Origin of the sequence: Rhodohalobacter mucosus (assembly GCF_003150675.1) — a bacterium.
Lineage (GTDB): Bacteria > Bacteroidota > Rhodothermia > Balneolales > Balneolaceae > Rhodohalobacter > Rhodohalobacter mucosus.
Genome location: NZ_QGGB01000003.1, coordinates 348,449 through 366,713, shown reverse-complemented (window position 1 = coordinate 366,713; position 18,265 = coordinate 348,449). Strand labels below are relative to the sequence as shown.

Sequence of the window (18,265 nt, the reverse complement as noted above, 5' to 3'; positions counted from 1 at the left end):
TAATGGATACTGCCTATAATGTTCTTCTAATTGGAAGCGGCGGCAGAGAGCATGCCATTGCGTGGAAACTAAACCGTTCATCCAATCTTGGTAAACTGTTTATAGCTCCCGGTAATCCCGGTACGGATAAACTGGGACTCAATGTAAACCTGGATACCGCCAACTTCGAAGAAATTGCTTCGTTTTGTAAAGAACAAAACATCGACCTTGTTGTAGTTGGTCCGGAAGTTCCGCTGGTAGATGGTATAACGGATTACCTAGAAAAAGAGAACATCAAAGTATTCGGACCCCATAAACGCGCAGCCAGGCTTGAAGGAAGCAAAGAGTTTGCAAAAGAATTTATGGTTAAATACCATATTCCGACGGCTGACTATGCCGTTTTCTCTTCGCAGGATTTTGACGATGCACTTACATTTGTTCAATCTAAAGATAGCTATCCTATTGTACTGAAAGCAGATGGCCTGGCTGCAGGAAAAGGCGTATTCATCTGCGACAGTGAAGAAGAGGTTGTGGATCGATTAGACAAGCTGAAAAACCGGAATGCTCTCGGTGGTGCGGCAGATAAGCTTGTGATTGAAGAATTTATGGAGGGAGAAGAAGCATCCGTGTTTATAATTTCAGACGGACACACTTCTCACATACTCCACAATGCCCAGGATCATAAACGTATAGGTGAGGGCGACACCGGGCTGAACACGGGCGGAATGGGCGCGTATTCACCTGCACCGATTATGACAGAGGAACTTCTGGAGCAGGTAAAATCTGAAATCGTTGAACCCACCATCACGGGTATGCAGCTTGAAGAAGCAGCGTATCACGGCATACTCTATGTCGGGTTGATGATCACCGCTCAGGGGCCAAAGGTGGTTGAGTACAATTGCCGATTTGGCGACCCTGAATGTCAGGTTATACTCCCCAGCCTTGAAAATGACTTTCTTGAGCTGCTTGTAGCTACCACGGAGCAGAGGCTGGACGAAATGAAAATTACAATCGACAATAACTATCGCTGCTGTGTGGTTCTTGCAAGTGATGGCTACCCCGGAAGCTATGAAAAGGGTAAATCGATACGAGGATTAGAGTCCGTTGATGATAACGCACTTATTTTTCAGGCCGGAACTGCCCTGAATGGAGAGAACCTCGTAACTTCGGGCGGCCGGGTGCTAAATGTAGTGGGGAGTGGCAAGACACTGAAAGAAGCAATTGAGCATACCTATAAAAATGTTGATACCATTCATTTTGACGGATGTTATTTCAGAAGGGATATCGGCGCAAAAGGATTACAAAGGATTGGCTCATGAAGCAGCTGATGAATTTGAACCGGACCTGAAAGCAACTTTTCAGATCTGCAAATGATGTGGCTGATGGCAGATCTTTTTGATCAGAACATACCATTTAAAAATAGGGTTGAGGAAGCGTATTCATATCAGCTCTCCAAAAATCCCGTTTACCGTTCGTTCATCGATGCCCTGGGTATGGGGATGGACCGGATTCCCATGCCCGAAGAAATACCCTTGTTGCCAATTCGCGCTTTTAAAGATACCCGGGTGATTTGTACAGGTTGCAGTGAAAAGCTTCTGTTTAAAAGCAGTTCGACAGGGGGTGAGGGCAGGAGCAGTCACGTCATTGCAGACCCGGAGATTTATAGAACATCCTTCAGGACTGAGTTTTACCGGCATTTCCCGGAGCAAAAATATTCGATACTTGTATATGCTCCGGGATACAGCCAGAATCCCGATTCCTCACTGATCTGGATGCTGAATGATCTGGTGATGAATGATCCGGACGGATTGAGTAAATTTTTACCTCTGAATAAACCTTTAAGTTCCGAAACCGTCGGAGTAATCACCAAAGCCGGTAAAAAAGTACTCCTGTTTGGTGCAGCTTTTGGTCTGCTTGACCTGATTGAACTCGGATCTGATCCATTGCCCGATTCATCCCATATTATAGAGACCGGAGGCATGAAAACACACCGCCGTGAAATCAGTAAAAATGAGCTCAGAAAAAGCCTGTCCCGCGGATTTGAAATTCCGTTATCACATGTTCATTCAGAGTACGGTATGTGTGAAATGCAGAGCCAATGCTATGCGCTCGGATCAGAGTGGTTTGGTTCGCCGCACTGGGTGAAGGTGATGATCAGGGATCCTGAAAATCCATTAAAGAATTGCCCTGCCGGAACTGAGGGAAAAATCGGTGTCATAGACCTGGCAAATGTACACTCCTGTCCATTTATTCTGACTGAAGACCGCGGTGTGATGAATGAGGATGGCAAATTTCGGATTCTTGGCCGGTGGAGCTCAAGCAATTTAAGGGGCTGCAATTTCCTGATAGACGTTGACTGATCCATGCAAACCATTGATAGTCATATTGAAAAGTTGTCTGATGCCATACACAACTGGCTGCAGCCAGACAACAAGCATCTCAGAAAAGCAATTGAACGTTCAGTTGATGAAGGGCTCTTCGGTCTTGAAGATATTAAGCATCGTATACGACATCTTAAACAGTCTGTAGACTCCATCAGCCTGAAAAAGTGGTGTGACAAAGCAGGCCTTGTATCACCCGCTGAAAAAGATAACGTTGTATGCTGCCTTCATGCGGGTAATATACCGCTTGTGGGATTTCATGATCTGCTGGCTGTGCTGCTTAGCGGAGCATCTTACAGAGGCAAACTGTCACGGAAAGATCCGTATCTCATGGTCTCTTTACTTAAAATACTTGCTGACTTTGGTTTGGTGAGCAAGAATCACTGGTCAACCAGTTTGAGTCAATTCCGGTCAATGGATGCTGATGCAGTACTATTCTCAGGTTCTGCATCGTCTGTAACTCCTGTCAGAAAATTACTTAAAGAACTGGGTATAGCTTCGCAAGAAACCCCCGAACTGATCCGTACGGCATACTATTCTATTGCCTGGATTACAGACAATAGTAAAGAAACCATGGAAGAGCTTACAGAATCCGTTTTCAGGTATGGCGGGAATGGCTGCAGGTCTGTAGCAGTGGTAGTGGCTCCTTTTGGGTTGAATGAGGAAAAGTGTGAGTTTACTGATTATGTGGAGAATTTTTGGTTAAAGAATCCACAGCATCAGAAGCCAAATCCATCATTGAGCTACCGCTTTGCCTACAATAAAGCGGTGGGGATTGAACAGGCATGGTTAAATGACTTTCTGATAGAGGAGAACCTGAGTTTTCCGGATGAAAAATTCATCCTCCAATGGATAAAAGGAGGAAGAAAGGAGATTGAAAACCTGGTACAACAGTCAGCCGGTTCACTGCAGTCAGTTTACAGTAATTCTGAAATGGGTAGAATGATAGGCGGGAAAGCAATTGAACCACTGTCACTTGCACAAAAACCACCGGTATGGTGGAAAGCGGATGGTGTTGATACCATTGAGTGGCTGCTTAAAACATTGCGGTAGAAGTCAGGCATCTTCATTCGGTTAGATCTGTTCGTTTTCTGTACCTTTAAAAAAGAACTAAACCAATGACAAATGATATGTTATTGAACAGCAACCAGCTGAAATCAGCGGCACCATGGATCGTAGCCCCTCTGTTGTTTGCAGCAGCAACCGGCTGTGGCGGTATGAAAGAAAAGAATCAGCCAACAGTCGATAAGTCTGCATCCGGCACACATTCACTATTGGTTTTCTCAAAAACAACGGGTTTTCGTCACGAGTCCATCGAAGCAGGTGTGGAAGCATTACAAAAGCTGGGACGCGAACTTAACCTGTCACTCACGTTTACGGAAAATTCTGAATATATGGGATCTGACAGCCTGTTTAACCATGATGGAATCCTATTCTTAAATACAACAGGTACGCTGTTTAATGAGCAAGAGCGATCAAATCTGAAGCGGTTTATTCAATCGGGAAGGGGATTTGTTGGTGTTCACTCAGCTGCAGATACCGAATATGACTGGCCCTGGTACGAAGGACTTGTTGGGGCATATTTTGATAACCATCCAAACAATCCAAACGTAAGGCAGGCAGCCATAATGGTGAGCAATGAAAATCATCCGGCCCTGCAAGGTTTGCCTGAGCGGTGGGAGAGAGACGATGAATGGTACAATTACAGATCATTCAAAGAAGGGCTTAACATTCTTCTGAAGCTGGATACGGATAGTTATGAAGGAAGTGATCACCCTGGAAATCATCCGATAGCATGGTATAGGGAGTATGATGGGGGACGATCATTCTATACAGGCCTTGGTCATACCGAAGAATCATTCAGTGACTCCCTCTTTTTGAATCATCTGACAGGTGGTATTTTATATGCCCTTGGAATTGACGATTCAATGGATAAAAACCAATAAAAATCAGCGGTTCATTGGCAAAACCTACTAGTATAGATACATTCAAGCAGCTTTTCAGGGAACTGAGGCAAAGGGAGGGTTTAAAGCCTGTCTACTATCTGCACGGAGAGGAGACCTTTTTTATTGACCTTTTGCAGGAGGAGTTTGAAAAACTTATCCCTGATGAACAAAAAGATTTTAATTTTGATCTGTTATACGGGAGCGACGTTTCTCCTGCTCAGGTACTTGGAATAGCCCGAAGTTTTCCCATGATGGCGGAAAAGAGAGTAATTATCGTCAGGGATTTTTTAAAACTTGGCGAGAATACTGACGATGGTAACCTCAATGATTTTGCACCATATGCAGAACAGCCGAATCCGTCAACCATATTGTGTCTGATCGATTCAAAATATCCTGATAAGCGAACAGCTCTGGGTAAGGCACTTAAAGAGAGCGGGTCAACCGGTGTATATGAGTTTGATGTGCTCCCTGTTTACAAACTTCCCGAATGGGTAATCGACTGGACCCGTCACACCCACAGTAAAGAGATGGAGCCTGATGCGGCACGTATTCTTAGTGAAATGGCAGGGCAGGACCTGACCCTTCTGTCCACTGAAATAGATAAAGTGTGCACTTTTGTAGACACTTCAGATCGTATCACAACAGACGATATAAAAAAAACTTCCGGCTCATATCGCGATTACAGCGTCATAGAGCTGAAAAATGCAGTTCTCAACCGAAATCTGGACCAGGCCCTTGGCATTGCGGAACAGATGTTGCTTAAAAATAACTACAGCGCGGGAGAAGTAATCAAAACCGTGGGGTTCTTTTACAATGTGTTTGGCAACATCTGGCAAATTCGCCGGCTTACCGAGAAGGGACTGACCAAAAATGAAGTCCAGAGTCAACTTGGCATGAAGAGTAACTACTTCTTTAATGCACAATGGAGTGAAGCTTCCCGGTTCAGCCTGGCAGAGATGCCCGGTATCTTCGAAGCACTTCTGGATGCAGACAGTGCGGCGAAAGGCTACAGCACATTAGATACCTCCTCGATATTTCTCCTGCTGATCAAGCGCATCATCGGCTGAGAGTACCCGTCGGTGTTGCGATAACAGCAACCTTAGAATTACGGGGTATCATCATGAAAGCTTCAGCTACTGTTAAACTGCATCAAATGTCAGACGAAGATGTAATGGAACAGCTTCAGGCAGGAGTCGTTCAGGCATTCGACATCATCGTGCACCGCTATAAAGACAGGCTTCACAACTTTTTGTACCGGTATACTCACAACCATGAAGATTGTGAAGACCTCGTGCAGGAAACTTTTCTGAGGGTTTATCGCAGCCGGCACTCATACGAAAGAATTGCCAAACTGTCGACATGGATGTACACCATCGCGCTGAACCTGGCAAAAAGTATGTATAAAAAGAAGCAGCGAATGAGCCTCATTTCAATCCATGCTGATGAGCGCGATCCCGACGACAGAGAGTTTGAAATTACCGACTCAAAAATGCTTCAGGATGACCAGCTGCATCTTAAATTCAGTATGGATGAGCTTCAAAAAGCACTCATGGAGCTGAATGATGATTTCAGGGAAGCAATCGTTCTTCGTGATATTCAGCAGCTTACCTACGAGGAGATCGCAGAAATTACGGGAACAGCCATGGGAACCGTCAAGTCCAGAATCAATCGGGGACGCCAGCAGCTTCAGGACCTGATCGGCGACTATGTAAACTCGGAAACATTTTAATCATAGCGGAGTATGAATTTCTGAATACCAACAGAAATTCATACTCCATGAATATATCATTGCGTGAGGATGAAGTCATTTCCGGCTTTATCCTTGATTATTCCGACCAGTGCCTGAATGGGGCAGAAGAGCTCTCATTCAAGGAATTATTATGTTCTGATAACGATTTACGGCGTGCTGTGGATGCCAGTGATGTGATGCCCCGGATTCTGCGGAAGCTTCCTCAAAAGGGGGTTTCAGATCTATTCGACAGAAAAATGGCGGCCGCTTTTGCTATGGAGCTGGAAAAAGAGAATTCACGGCTCAATGCAGCAAAAAGCTGCAGTAAGCGACTTTCAGCTAATCGTTTCTGAGTTTGCTGATCATTCTGTTCAGTTCTTCATGATGGGGATCCGTTTGTAACCCGCTTTCAGCATACTCAAGTGCTTTATCTTCCACACCGGCCTTCATCAGAACCCAGCTAATCAAATAGTAGGCATCCGTACATTGATCGTCCCTGTCAATCGCGGTCTGAAAACATTTTACCGCTTCGATATGCCGGTTCTGCCTCATAAGAAAGTTGCCAAGATTCAGGTGCGACAGAGAATCCGAATCATTGATCTTCGTGAGATACTCAAAAAGTTCTGCAGCTCTTTTTAAATTTCCGGTCTGCTCAAAACAGTCGGCCAGATTATTCAGGGAAGGGATATGATCCGGTTCCCTTTCGAGAACCCGAAGATATAAATCGGCTGCCATTTGTGGATTATCATTTTCAGAATAGGCATTTGCCAGGTTATACTGAAAGCGTATCTCATCACTCTGCTCCACAGCTTTTGACAAATAGGTTATCGCTTCTTCACTGCGGCCAATAATCAGGTATCCAACTCCTATTTCATTCAGAAGATTTGGATCAAGTGGATTCGATTCTGCTTCTTTCAGCAGATGGTGAAGCTCTTTTTCTACGCTGTGTAAAGTACTCAAAACTGGTATCCGATTTGAATTTCTGCCTGGAATGAATCAATGGTACTGGTTGATAGTATGGCTTTTATTGGGCCCAGAATAGTTAATGCACCCACAGAAAGTGATATGCCATATTCAAAATCAGACCGGTTAAGTGATAGTTCCCATTGGTCTGAAAATCGCCCCGTGTACACATCCACGCCAACAAATCGATGATAAACGGGTTCTGCCTGCAGTCCAAATGATGCAAGCTGCAGATTTCTGCTGGCAACCTGAAACGTGTCAAATCCGCCAATACGGACATAACCGAAGGTATCTGAATATCTGTTAACCGTATGCCAGTAATTCCAGGGGAGATCATCGCCGTAGGTATATCCTCCGTATAGAGCGTGCCTGAAAGAGAGATTCTCCGATAGAGGGATAAATCCTTCCCATAAACCTGCTACAGAGGTAAAAAGAAGGGGGCTCATAAATGCCGTATTGCTGTGATATCCTTCAGCTACCAGCTTCTGACCATTAGACGGATATGCTTTCCGGTTATGGCTGTCATATCTGTATTTGGCAAAAATTCCATGATGTCCTTTCGAAACCGGTTCAATGTCAGCAGGATTGATTTCATTATCCTGATAATCAAACTCTTTTCTGATGCCTACAGTAAACAGATTCTGGGTACTGAAATAATTTCCGGCCGATATCTCGGCTTTCAGTGTTCTGCTCTTAAAACTGGACACACGGTCGAAATCACTGTACCACTCTACCAGCTCGGAATTAAACCAAACCGATGTTAATGCTGCCAATCTGGAGCCGAGAGCACCATAATAGATATAGTCCGTACCAATACTGATTCTGTCGCCCAATCTTGTTTCTAATCTGTTAATAGAACCAGGATGAAGCAGGTCCTGAAAACTTGACTCCAGTAAAATGGAGGCCTGTGTGTTTGATTCATAGCGCAAGCCCACATTGAAGTTATTGCGTTTACTCTCATGGATCTTAACCTGAAGGTTATACTGATACAGTGTATCAGGCTTGATTCTGTATGTTACCTGATCTATGTAGCTGGAACTGTAGAGCTTTGAGATACGGGCTTCAATATCATCCGGAGTTAATCGGTTTCCGGGTTCAAACTCAAGTTTTCGAAGTATGAATTCGTCATCAAAAAGCGAATTCCCTTCAATGATAATGTTGCTGATCGGCAAGGGAACAGGCGGTTCCATACCCGGCCTTTCAGGTGCAACACCCTGCTGTCGATTGGCTAATTCCCTGAATTCTGGCATAAATCTTCGGCCTGCCTCCAGCCCGATGTCCAGGAATCTTTCCATCAAATCAAAGTCTGTAATATCATATTTATTCAATTCACTGACCTCGATTACCAGATCTGCCATTTTTTTCTGTTGTTTCCCCCTTTCATTGATCCGGTACATTACAGCCTGATTCATGATCTCTGTAAGAGTTTGAAGACTGTCCTGCGGTACCAGGGGAGTGGACACATCAACTGCGATTATATAATTAGCCCCCATACGGATAGCGTCTTCAACAGGAATATTTCTTGCAAGGCCGCCATCAACGTACAGTTTCCCGTTTATTTCGTGCGGCACCATGGCAGAGGGTATTGAAATGCTGGCACGGATTGCATCAGGAAGGTACCCCGAACGAAAAACTACCGCCTCACCGGTTTCTATGTCCGTGGCAATTGCAGCGTAGGGGATAGGAAACTCGTCGAAGTCATCCGTAGAGTGAGCCATCCAGGCAAGATTTGACAAATACGTATAGATATTCTGGCCCGTAATAATTCCTGCCGGCAGGTCAATACCTTTCTCACTGATCGGAAAAGAAACAATGGTCCTCTCATCGAATCCTTTCTCGTAATTTGAGATATACCTGCGTTCCGGATTCTCTGTAAACAACTCTACAAAATTATTCTCTTTGGCAAGTTCAATAAGCTGGTCGCTGTTATAGCCAATGGCATACAATCCGCCAACCAGGCTTCCCATGCTGGTGCCCGTAATGTAGTCGATGCGCAAACCGGATTCTTCAATCGCTTTCAGCACACCAATGTGTGCAACACCCTTGGCGCCGCCTCCGCTCAGTACAAGTCCCACCCGAAGCGAGTCCGGTTTATTTGTAACAGAACTTTTGCTTTGTGCCTGAGACAGAGCATACGATTCAGGCGCTTCTGAAAAAGATAAGATGAGTAGAAAATTCAGTACGATGAGAAAGGGCCTGATCATAATAACACATACCACCTGTTCGGATTACGCACAGTAAAAGCAGGACCGTTTCTGAAGAAAACGATGCAGGTATGCGTGCTAACTGAAAGCTTTCTGAATAGCACCTTTAAGCTTTTCCGGCGTAACCGGTTTCTCGATATAGTCTTCAAATTTTGTCTCTGACGCTCTTTCTTTTGTAGCCGCTTCCGTGTTTCCGGTAACATAAATTACCTTCACATCCGACTTCTGGCGAATTTGCTTCATTGCCTCAATACCGTCCACATCATCGCTGAGACGGATATCCATGATTATTAAGTCAACTCCTTTCAGCTTAAGGGCAGATTGAACGGCGGCCTTCCCTTCAGAAACGGTTGCCAAAACCGTATGGCCAAGCTTATTGATGAATCTCTCCATTATAACCTGTTGAACTCCATCATCTTCAACAAGAAGAATTTTTTTGGGTTGATCAGCCACTGTGACGTTTAGTATGATTTAAGGTGTTGAACGGAAATCAAATAAGCTTATCGAACTGAATATCGGTATTCTTAATCTTAAAAACAGAGTAAATTAATCAGGAAGATACGGAATACCCATCTTTTGCAAGCATGTCGCTGATTTTGTCAGTGTGTGAACCCTGAATTATGATGGTTTTACCTTCAATATGGCCTCCCGCACCACAAGCGCCTTTCAGCTTCCTGGTAAGCTTTTCAATAACCTGCGGATTATGAGTAATACCTGTAATAACCGTTACAGGTTTTCCTGTTTTCGGGTTTCTGGTTTCTTTAATACTTGCTTTCAATTGAACTGGCAGCAGCCTGATTTAATTACGTTTCTGATATACGCTATAAAAACATTATTTCTGGTAAATTCCAACTTCCCTTGCGGATTCGATCTCACTTAAGTGATCCGTTCTGGAATAGGCTTTTGTGCACGATTTCAGCCGCAATCACGTCCTTTTCTCAAATCAGACAATGAAACTGTTTAAGTGAATGCAGAAAATGGTTAACTTTAGCTACAGCCGAAATGTAAATTTACGGAGATATCATTGCAGAATATACGAATGGATATACTGGGTTTGTCGACCAGTCCCAGCAGTGGAGGAGCTTATGCCCTGATTCTTTCAGAAATGGAAGGGAATCGCAGGCTGCCGATCATCATTGGTACTTTTGAAGCTCAGGCTATTGCACTGGAGCTTGAAAGCATTAAACCGCCAAGGCCGATGACGCACGATTTATTGAAAAACATGGTGCTCAGTTTTAATTCGAATGTAGAACAGGTCATAATTAACGATTTAAACGAAGGTACGTTCTTTGCACAAATTCACTGTTCCAGAGACAGTGAATCGTTTGAACTGGATGCACGGCCCAGTGATGCCATTGCTCTGGCAATCCGATTCGGTGCTCCGATATTTGTGAACAGCACCGTGCTGGATGAAGCGGGCATTGAAACCGAAGAAACCCTGGAAAAAACCGAAAGCAAGGTGAAAGGAGACGAAGGCAAGAAAGAGATGTCGAAACTGGAGGCGCTCGAAAAAGAGTTGAAAACAGCTGTTGAAACCGAAAACTATGAAAAAGCTGCCAAGCTTCGCGACCAAATCCAAAAAATGAAGGGGTAGATGAATTTTAAAAAAACCCCTCCTGAACTACTCAACTTTTCCACTCTATTTTCTGACTATCTCAACAGGGACAAAAAAATACTCGATTTTTTTGAGCACGACCCGCTGCAGGAGAACCTTGCTCAAGCAGCTCTAAACCACTATACCTTTCGGGGTTCCAGGTCTCATACTGTTCAGCTTTTACATGACTATAACTCCCCGTTTGATCCTCCCAGGGCAGTACTATCCAACATTGATTCCCTGGAAGACGAAAACACCTATGCAGTTGTAACCGGTCAGCAACCTGTTCTTATGGGCGGCACGCTATTTACCGTTTATAAAACACTGACCGCAATCATCTACTGCTCTCACTTAAATCGGGACTCCGGCAAACGGTTCGTGCCCGTCTTCTGGATGGGGGATGAAGATCACGATTTTGACGAAATTGCCTCTGTTACGATCCCCTCCGGCGATACCTCTCTTCACCTGGAATGGGAAACTGAACAGAACCGTGATCAGCGGGCTGCTGATATTTTGCTCAACAGTGAGTTTGAAAAACTCAAAAAAGTTATAAAAGGGACTCTGGGCGATACGGATTTCAGCAACGCTTTATGGGAGCTGATCGATACCTCGTATTCACAGAAACAGACAGCCGGAAATGCTTTTGGAAAGTTGATGATGGAGATGTTCGGCAAACACGGTCTTATACTTGCCGGCAGCAATCATGAGGGGATCAAGGATCACACCAGGCCTGTACTGCAGGCAGCTATTCAAAAAAGGCAGGAGATCTATCATTCACTTAAGGCTACATCCGATAAACTTGAGGATTCAGGATATCATAGCCAGGTCATGGTTCAGGAAAGCAATCTGTTCCGGATAGATGAGGATGGCACCCGGTATAAGCTTGAATTTTCAGAAGGTATGTGGAGGGATGATTCAGGGCACATGCCCGCAGTTTCAACTTCTGAACTCATCGGGAAGCTGGAAGAGAATCCTGCTCAGTTTTCCCCCAATGTTTTTTTACGGCCTCTGTTGCAGGATTATCTGCTTCCTTCCATAGCCTATGTTGGAGGGCCGGGAGAGGTCTCATACTTTGCACAGATGAAAGATACATACCGGGTTTTTGGTCAATCCATGCCTGTAATCATACCCCGGTTCAGCTGTACACTTATTGAAAACGCCGTTCATCGTGCAATGGAAAACCTTCCTTTTACCTGGACAGAGTACAATCAGCGTATTGAGGATCTTGAGTCAGAATTTGTCAGCCAAAGTGACAAACCGGATATAGAGTCCATTATCAACGAGTGGAAAGAAGACGTTCAGGAACTTACCGAGAAAATGAAACCGCGGGTGGGAGAGGTCGATCCCACACTGGAAAATAGTGCCGGAAAGGCATCAGCTGCTTTTTTTAATGAGCTTGATAAATTAAAAGGCAAGATGTACCGCTCTGTTAAACAGCAGGAGAGCGTGCAGCTGAATCGAATATCAAAGGTAAAAAATGCACTTTTTCCGATGGGCAACCTCCAGGAAAGAGAGATCCTTTTTATCTATTTTATGAATAAATACGGCATCAGTGTTTGGGATGATTTACTTGAGCTGCTGTCCGATGAGAAGCCCGATTTCCACTTTGTCATTGAATTATGAGCGATGAATCCGTAAAAAAGATTAAAAAGAAGCTCAGGGAAAAATACACAGAGCTCAGAATGTCGCTTGATGCTGATAGTACAGAAGCAAAGAGCAGAGAAATCCACCGGCATCTTTTTTCCACCGGCGTCTTTTTGGACTCCAAAACCATACACACCTACGTTTCAATGAATCACAGAAACGAGGTTGACACGTATTTACTGATTGAGAATGCCCTGGAGCTGGGAAAAAATATTGTGGTTCCGCGTATTGAAAGTGATACTCAGCTATCGCATCATCATATCAGCAGTACAGGCCATTTAAAGAGAAACGATTGGGGTGTTCCGGAGCCGAAAGGTAAGGGCACCGCATCACCTGAAGAGCTGGACCTGGTACTTGTTCCGATGCTTAGCGGAGATTATGAAAGAAATCGGCTGGGCTACGGAAAAGGCTTTTATGATCGTTTTCTCAAGCAAACAGATGCTGTAAAAATTGGACTTCTTTTTGACATTCAAATGCATGACAAACAGTTACCGGTAAACAGATTTGACGTGCCGCTGGATCTGTTGATCACGGAAAGCGGTGTTATATAGCATGAGACTGGCATCAGACAAGATTAAAAATCTCACCCGGTAACTTTAGGGAAAATATGTGCCGGTTGGATTACTTCTGAATTCAGGTTAAATATTCTCCGGAACTTCGAAAATTGATATCAGACTGAAACAGTCTGCCAAAAATGTCGTATCCATTTTTATCAGGTAATACAGAAAAGTAAATATCATGAGCACCAAACAGATGGAAAGCACTGTAAACATATCCGACAGGGAACTGCAGGGAACTTTGCAGGAGTTTTTGGAGGAAAATGAAAAGAAGACCAAAAAAAGTATCTGGAATATTTCAACCATTTCAGGTCTGGCTTTCGTCATCACCGCTTTTTCTTTTATCGGTCACTCTATAGCTACAGACATTATTGGCTTGCAGGCCATTCCAGGCGTTTATACGCTCATGGGTTTTCTTCCTTATCTCGCAGGTGCAATGCTGGGAATTAGTATTCTCACGATGTTTAAATCATCCGGAAACAAAGAGAAAAAAATCGAGCGTGAAGAGAAAATGAGGGTACAGGAAACCTACGATAAACTGGACGCATTTCTCTACACCGAAAAAGAGCAGAAGAAAAAGAAAAAGAGAAATTACCGCAGAACAGCCTCGGCCGCTGCCACCTCAGCATTCGACAAAGTTTCTGTACAAACCAGCCAAAAACTGTACAAATCCAGAACAGATAGTTACATATCCGGTGTTTGCGGTGGACTTGCCAAGTACCTTGGTATCAGTTCAACGGTGATACGGGTTATTTTCCTGGCGGCACTGTTTTTGGGCTACGGGAGTTTCTTTCTTGTGTATATTGCACTCGCAATAGTAATGCCAAAAGAGCCCATTAGCCTGATGGACGATTTTAACTAACACGTGAGTCATTTTGCTGATTACTTTTGAAGGAATTGACGGGTGTGGCAAATCCACACAAATTGAGCTGCTCAAATCCTACCTGGAGGAACATCATTATCCGTGCCATGTATTCAGAGAACCAGGGGGGACTGAACTGTCGGAAAAGGTAAGAAGTTTACTGCTCCACGACGATCTGCACATGAATCCCGTCACGGAGATGCTGCTCTTTTCTTCTGCGCGATCCGAGTTGCTATCTGAAAAGGTGATTCCTTTGCTGAGGGATGGGTTAATTGTGATACTTGACCGTTTTTATGACTCTACCACGGCGTATCAGGGCTACGGAAGGGGATCTCTTGAGATTGATCAAATACACACTCTGAACAATATAGCATCTCATGCAGTGGTACCCGACATAACGTTTTATCTTAAGATTAGTCCACAGCTGGCATCTGAAAGAACCAGAGGCAGTGAAAAAGACAGAATGGAGAATGCCGGCACGGCATTTTTTGAAAAGGTATGCAAAGGGTATGACGTGCTTGCTGAACAGGAAGATCGAATAAAGACCGTTGATGCCTCTCAGTCACCGCAAGAGATCCACTCCGTTATACGCGCTTACGTTGAGCAGAACCTTTAGGCTGTATTCTCTTTAAATCAGGTTTTAACCAGTAAAAGAGAGCGGGCAGAACAAACAGATCAGCCAACAGGGCGGAAAAAATGGTTGTCGTTACCAGTACGCCCATCATAGCAGTGGATGTGAATTCACTTGTGATAAGTGTCCCAAAACCCGCAATCAATATCATGCTGGTAACCACTATTGCCCGCCCGGTTCGTATGGTGGTTGCAGAAAGAGCGGGAAAAACCGATCCGATCCTGGAAAATTCTATTCTGAAGCGCGCCAGATAGTGTATGCTGTCATCTACCGCTATGCCCAGTGCAATGGTAAATATGACCGCAGTTGATGGTTTTATATCTACTCCCAGAAAGCCCATAACGCCGGCTACCATGATCAACGGTATCAGGTTCGGAATCAGAGCAATCAAGGCAAGCTTGAAACTTTTGAATAGACCCGCCATAATCAGTGTGATCACAAGAATTGCGATAAGAATACTCCAGGAGAGTGAATACACAATTTTATCCGTCAGATCTGCACTCAGAATTGTGGTTCCCGTGATAATGAGCTCCTCTTCATCAAAAAGATCTGAAGCAAAAGCGGATATCTCATTCCGTATTTCATTGATCCTTTTTGAACCGGCATCTTCAGTAAGCGCGGTCAATCTCAGTTTACGGTAATCAAAATCGACAAAATTAAACAGGTTATCTCCACCGTTGATTTCAAGCAACAGTGCATACTGTGCAATCGCGTCGTCGGGGGAGGGCATAGTTCCTAATTCTCCTTTCTGCGGATTGAGGGTAGTATGTACTTCACCAATAAGGGTATTCAGCCCTGTTACCTTATGTATTTCCGGATAGCTGAGCAGTTTTTCAGTCAGTGAATCTGCTTTACGATACATTTCATAGGTCAGAGCACCGCTTGCTTCTCCGGTGTTTATTATAAGCTCCATAGGAAATTGCGGTGACAGGTTTTCGGAAAAAAATCTGCTGTCCTGCATCAGCTCGGTATCTTCACCCACATCATCAAACACCTTCCCGTTAACCTCAATGTTTCGGATAGCTGAAGCAAAAATCAGAAGAAGAAGGAGTACACCGGCCAGTAATTTTCCGTAGTGCAGGCGGTTAAACGCGGTGAGTTTATTAAGCCACAGTATTAGAAGCGGGTACAAAGAGCCCGACTTTTCGTCAAAAACCCGTGATTTACGCCCCATTGTGAGCACGGCAGGCAAAAAGAAAATGGTTACCAGATAGGCTATAAGAACGCCCGCAGCTGTGTAGGCACCAAAGCGCTGCATGGGCTGAACCGTACTGCTGAGCAGGCTTGCAAATCCGATTGCAGTAGTGACACTGGTTAAAAATGTAGCGCTGCCCAGGGTTTTAAGCATTTCCAGAATGGATTCTCTTTTGGTATTGCCCGACTCTCTGGCATCGTCATATTTTGATATCATATGTACTGCATCGGCTACCCCTACGCAAAGCAGGATGGGAGCAATTGTGCTGCTCATGATCTCCAGAAAACCACCGGTAAGCTGTATCAGGGCCACAGTTATCAAAAGGGTAGACCATACAATGATCATTGGAAAGAGAACCCCCCAAAACGTTCTGTAGAGATACCAAAGCAGAAGTATGATCAAAATGGAAGAGATTGCAATATACATCACAATCTCGCCATTGAGCATATTCACGTACTGGTTCCTGAAATAGGGAATACCTGAAATATGAAACTCGTATCTGTCCCGGTAAGGGTTCAGAACCTCCTGAATTGAATTGATCAGGATATTTCTGTTGGAATAGGTATTCTGTTCCTGGTCTATTCTCAGAATGATCGATGTTGCCGTTCCCGACTCATTGACTATAAAACCTTTTAAAAGCGGATCGGATGATATACTCTCCTTAATTTGCTGCAGATCTCCTTCCGAAACTGCCGAATCTGATAAGTAGGGCTCAAAATCCAGACTGATACCGTCACTCGAAATATCCGTTGCATTCCAGATAGAAAGTGTTTCACTCACATACATAAGTGAATCGAGTCTTTCGCCAATCATTTTCAGATCGGAGAGAACAGCATGTGAAAAGAGTGAATCGGATTGAAAGCCGATAATGATCGTATTATCATCCCGTCCAAATTCCTCCTCCAGAAGCCTGTAATCCTCAATTACGACATCATCGTCCGGATAAAATCCTTCCAGATTAAAATCTGTTCGGATGTTGGATGCAGGATAAATCGATGCCAGCGCCAATATGGCAATGCCATACAGTACGATCCTGGGGTTACGCAGTATAAATTCGCCGAACTGTTTCAAAACTGATAAATAATTTTTGCTTACGGCTGATGAACCTTTCAGAGACGGTTCTCATTCCAATGATGATCAGAAATAGAGAGATATTTTTGAGAACAGAAAACTGTTATCCCTGAACTGGTTAAATGTAAAATGGCCGTAGAATGGGGATATCTCTTTTCCTCCGAATAGGTTCACACCGGCAGAGAGCTCCAATCCATCATCCAGCTCGTACACACCCTGGAGCTGAACCCAGAAATCATTCCCGAAAAAGTTATAGCGTCCGCCTGTTATCACCTGTAGCCTGTCGCGCAGAAAAGATCTGTTCATAAAAAGAGTAGCATAGGGAAAGAACTGCTGGGGAAGAATACGGTCTTCGTATTTAAAAATTGTTTCCAGATATCCCTGAAGACTAATTGTAGTACCGGCAACTTCAGACTGCAAGCCTGCCATCGACTGCAGCCATGGCTTTGTAAGAAGATATCCATCGTTTCTTAACTCAAACTCCTGCAGAACCAACAGTGCGTCTGTGGTACTCTCGAGAGCATCTTCAAGCCGGTTTACGGATACCGGCAAAAAAGTAAAAAGGGCATCGGTTACAAAGAGCGATTCAGAAAGCAATGAAAAGTTATCGCCAAGCTGCCAGTTCAGCGAGTATCCTGCCATGGGCGACACGCGATAGGTTTCTGACAAATCAACCGAGGGCGGTTCCGGAAAATCGTTAAAAAGCTCAACAGTTAAGGAGAACGAAGGCATTGGATGCGTCCAGTAATACAGCATCAGATCCAGGTCAACGGAGTCGGGACTTCTCAGTGAATATCGCAGTGCGGCCTGCATATCGGTAGCCGGTCTCTCTGATTCATACGTTCTGTATCGTACCGGAAGGGGGGCATCGATTGTTTGCAATGGAAACCATCTGGAGTCGGGCGAGGGAAACCTGTCTTTTTCAAATACGGGGGCAAAAACAAATTGCAGGGAGTTGGAGCCAAAATATCGTATATAGTTCAGTGAGGTTACTCCAAGTATGAGATCTGACGGATCCTGCGTTAGAAATTCACTCAGATCCAGGGGAGAGAGTATTCCGGTTACAAAAGCACCATTCGACCTTCCCCAGTTAATGACCTGTTTCCCGATTCTCAGGTCTGATTTGTCAAAGTAGAGCTCAAAATAGAGCTCCCGTATCAATACCTCAGCTTCCGCACGCTGAGCGTACCGGTGGATAATATCTGTTTCTGACTGAAACGAGCCACCGGATATGGATCTGTTTAACTGGAGCCTGAAGCGATTCCGTGCGGCAATAATTTCATATTCCGGTGTGGTTTGCAAGGCATTGTAATTTTGATACAGTCCCGTCAGACTATTCTGGGCAAATGAATGACTCGCAGGGAACAGCGGGAAAAAAAATAAAAATGCACAAACCGTTAGAAACTGAATTAACGGTGTATAAATTGTTTCTTTAAAAATGTTAATTCTCAAATTGATTGAAGCTTAATCAAAATATGCGTAATTTTAGTGCATTGTGGATTAGCTCTA

18 protein-coding genes are annotated in these 18,265 nt (G+C 44.2%); 12 read left to right on the top strand and 6 right to left on the bottom strand.

Annotation, left to right across the window (positions count from 1 at the left end; genetic code table 11):
* The first annotated feature begins 2 nt into the window (after positions 1-2).
* The 7 genes from purD (at position 3) to DDZ15_RS04820 (ending at position 6,388) form a co-directional block, all read left to right on the top strand.
* On the top strand, positions 3-1,298 hold the full coding sequence (gene purD, locus DDZ15_RS04850; RefSeq protein WP_109645444.1) for a phosphoribosylamine--glycine ligase: 1,296 nt from the start codon (positions 3-5) through the stop codon (positions 1,296-1,298).
* Between the two features lie 63 nt (positions 1,299-1,361).
* On the top strand, positions 1,362-2,339 hold the full coding sequence (locus DDZ15_RS04845) for a LuxE/PaaK family acyltransferase (RefSeq protein ID WP_242978880.1): 978 nt from the start codon (positions 1,362-1,364) through the stop codon (positions 2,337-2,339).
* A gap of 3 nt (positions 2,340-2,342) precedes the next feature.
* Positions 2,343-3,413 (top strand): aldehyde dehydrogenase family protein, encoded by a 1,071-nt coding sequence (locus DDZ15_RS04840; RefSeq protein ID WP_146198514.1) that lies wholly within the window; start codon positions 2,343-2,345, stop codon positions 3,411-3,413.
* A gap of 65 nt (positions 3,414-3,478) precedes the next feature.
* A complete protein-coding gene (locus DDZ15_RS04835) occupies positions 3,479-4,306 on the top strand; it encodes a ThuA domain-containing protein (RefSeq protein WP_109645438.1) in 828 nt (275 codons plus the stop codon).
* A 14-nt stretch (positions 4,307-4,320) separates the two neighbouring features.
* Positions 4,321-5,373: a DNA polymerase III subunit delta gene (gene holA, locus DDZ15_RS04830; RefSeq protein WP_109645436.1), complete on the top strand. Its 1,053-nt coding sequence runs from the start codon at positions 4,321-4,323 to the stop codon at positions 5,371-5,373.
* An 86-nt stretch (positions 5,374-5,459) separates the two neighbouring features.
* A complete protein-coding gene (locus tag DDZ15_RS04825) occupies positions 5,460-6,035 on the top strand; it encodes a sigma-70 family RNA polymerase sigma factor (RefSeq protein WP_109645782.1) in 576 nt (191 codons plus the stop codon).
* A 47-nt stretch (positions 6,036-6,082) separates the two neighbouring features.
* Positions 6,083-6,388 (top strand): hypothetical protein, encoded by a 306-nt coding sequence (locus tag DDZ15_RS04820; RefSeq protein WP_109645434.1) that lies wholly within the window; start codon positions 6,083-6,085, stop codon positions 6,386-6,388.
* Here the strand turns inward: DDZ15_RS04820 and DDZ15_RS04815 are convergent.
* From DDZ15_RS04815 to DDZ15_RS04800, 4 genes are all read right to left on the bottom strand, one after another.
* Positions 6,375-6,995 (bottom strand): tetratricopeptide repeat protein, encoded by a 621-nt coding sequence (locus tag DDZ15_RS04815; RefSeq protein ID WP_109645432.1) that lies wholly within the window; start codon positions 6,993-6,995, stop codon positions 6,375-6,377. The two genes, DDZ15_RS04820 and DDZ15_RS04815, sit on opposite strands and share 14 nt — an antisense overlap.
* On the bottom strand, positions 6,992-9,202 hold the full coding sequence (locus tag DDZ15_RS04810; protein WP_109645430.1) for a patatin-like phospholipase family protein: 2,211 nt from the start codon (positions 9,200-9,202) through the stop codon (positions 6,992-6,994). Before DDZ15_RS04810 ends, DDZ15_RS04815 begins: the two co-directional genes overlap by 4 nt.
* 78 nt (positions 9,203-9,280) lie before the next feature.
* On the bottom strand, positions 9,281-9,655 hold the full coding sequence (locus tag DDZ15_RS04805; RefSeq protein ID WP_109645428.1) for a response regulator: 375 nt from the start codon (positions 9,653-9,655) through the stop codon (positions 9,281-9,283).
* A 97-nt stretch (positions 9,656-9,752) separates the two neighbouring features.
* On the bottom strand, positions 9,753-9,980 hold the full coding sequence (locus tag DDZ15_RS04800) for a translation initiation factor (RefSeq protein ID WP_109645426.1): 228 nt from the start codon (positions 9,978-9,980) through the stop codon (positions 9,753-9,755).
* Between the two features lie 246 nt (positions 9,981-10,226).
* Here DDZ15_RS04800 and DDZ15_RS04795 point away from each other — a divergent pair, with 246 nt between their 5' ends.
* The 5 genes from DDZ15_RS04795 (at position 10,227) to tmk (ending at position 14,475) form a co-directional block, all read left to right on the top strand.
* Positions 10,227-10,796 carry a bifunctional nuclease family protein gene (locus DDZ15_RS04795; RefSeq protein ID WP_109645424.1) on the top strand — a complete coding sequence of 190 codons (570 nt, stop codon included), beginning with the start codon at positions 10,227-10,229 and terminating at the stop codon, positions 10,794-10,796.
* Positions 10,797-12,419 (top strand): bacillithiol biosynthesis cysteine-adding enzyme BshC, encoded by a 1,623-nt coding sequence (gene bshC, locus DDZ15_RS04790; RefSeq protein ID WP_109645422.1) that lies wholly within the window; start codon positions 10,797-10,799, stop codon positions 12,417-12,419.
* Positions 12,416-12,991: a 5-formyltetrahydrofolate cyclo-ligase gene (locus tag DDZ15_RS04785; RefSeq protein WP_109645421.1), complete on the top strand. Its 576-nt coding sequence runs from the start codon at positions 12,416-12,418 to the stop codon at positions 12,989-12,991. The genes bshC and DDZ15_RS04785 overlap by 4 nt, the downstream gene beginning before the upstream one ends.
* Positions 12,992-13,178: 187 nt before the next feature.
* On the top strand, positions 13,179-13,859 hold the full coding sequence (locus DDZ15_RS16920; RefSeq protein ID WP_109645419.1) for a PspC domain-containing protein: 681 nt from the start codon (positions 13,179-13,181) through the stop codon (positions 13,857-13,859).
* A gap of 13 nt (positions 13,860-13,872) precedes the next feature.
* Positions 13,873-14,475 carry a dTMP kinase gene (gene tmk / locus DDZ15_RS04775; RefSeq protein WP_109645417.1) on the top strand — a complete coding sequence of 201 codons (603 nt, stop codon included), beginning with the start codon at positions 13,873-13,875 and terminating at the stop codon, positions 14,473-14,475.
* Here tmk and DDZ15_RS04770 read toward each other — a convergent pair.
* Together DDZ15_RS04770 and DDZ15_RS04765 are read right to left on the bottom strand one after the other, a co-directional pair.
* Entirely contained in the window at positions 14,444-16,756 is a 2,313-nt protein-coding gene (locus tag DDZ15_RS04770; RefSeq protein ID WP_109645415.1) for an efflux RND transporter permease subunit, read from the bottom strand. The genes tmk and DDZ15_RS04770 overlap by 32 nt on opposite strands.
* Positions 16,757-16,822: 66 nt before the next feature.
* On the bottom strand, positions 16,823-18,058 hold the full coding sequence (locus DDZ15_RS04765) for a DUF1302 family protein (RefSeq protein WP_146198513.1): 1,236 nt from the start codon (positions 18,056-18,058) through the stop codon (positions 16,823-16,825).
* Positions 18,059-18,265 lie beyond the last annotated feature (207 nt).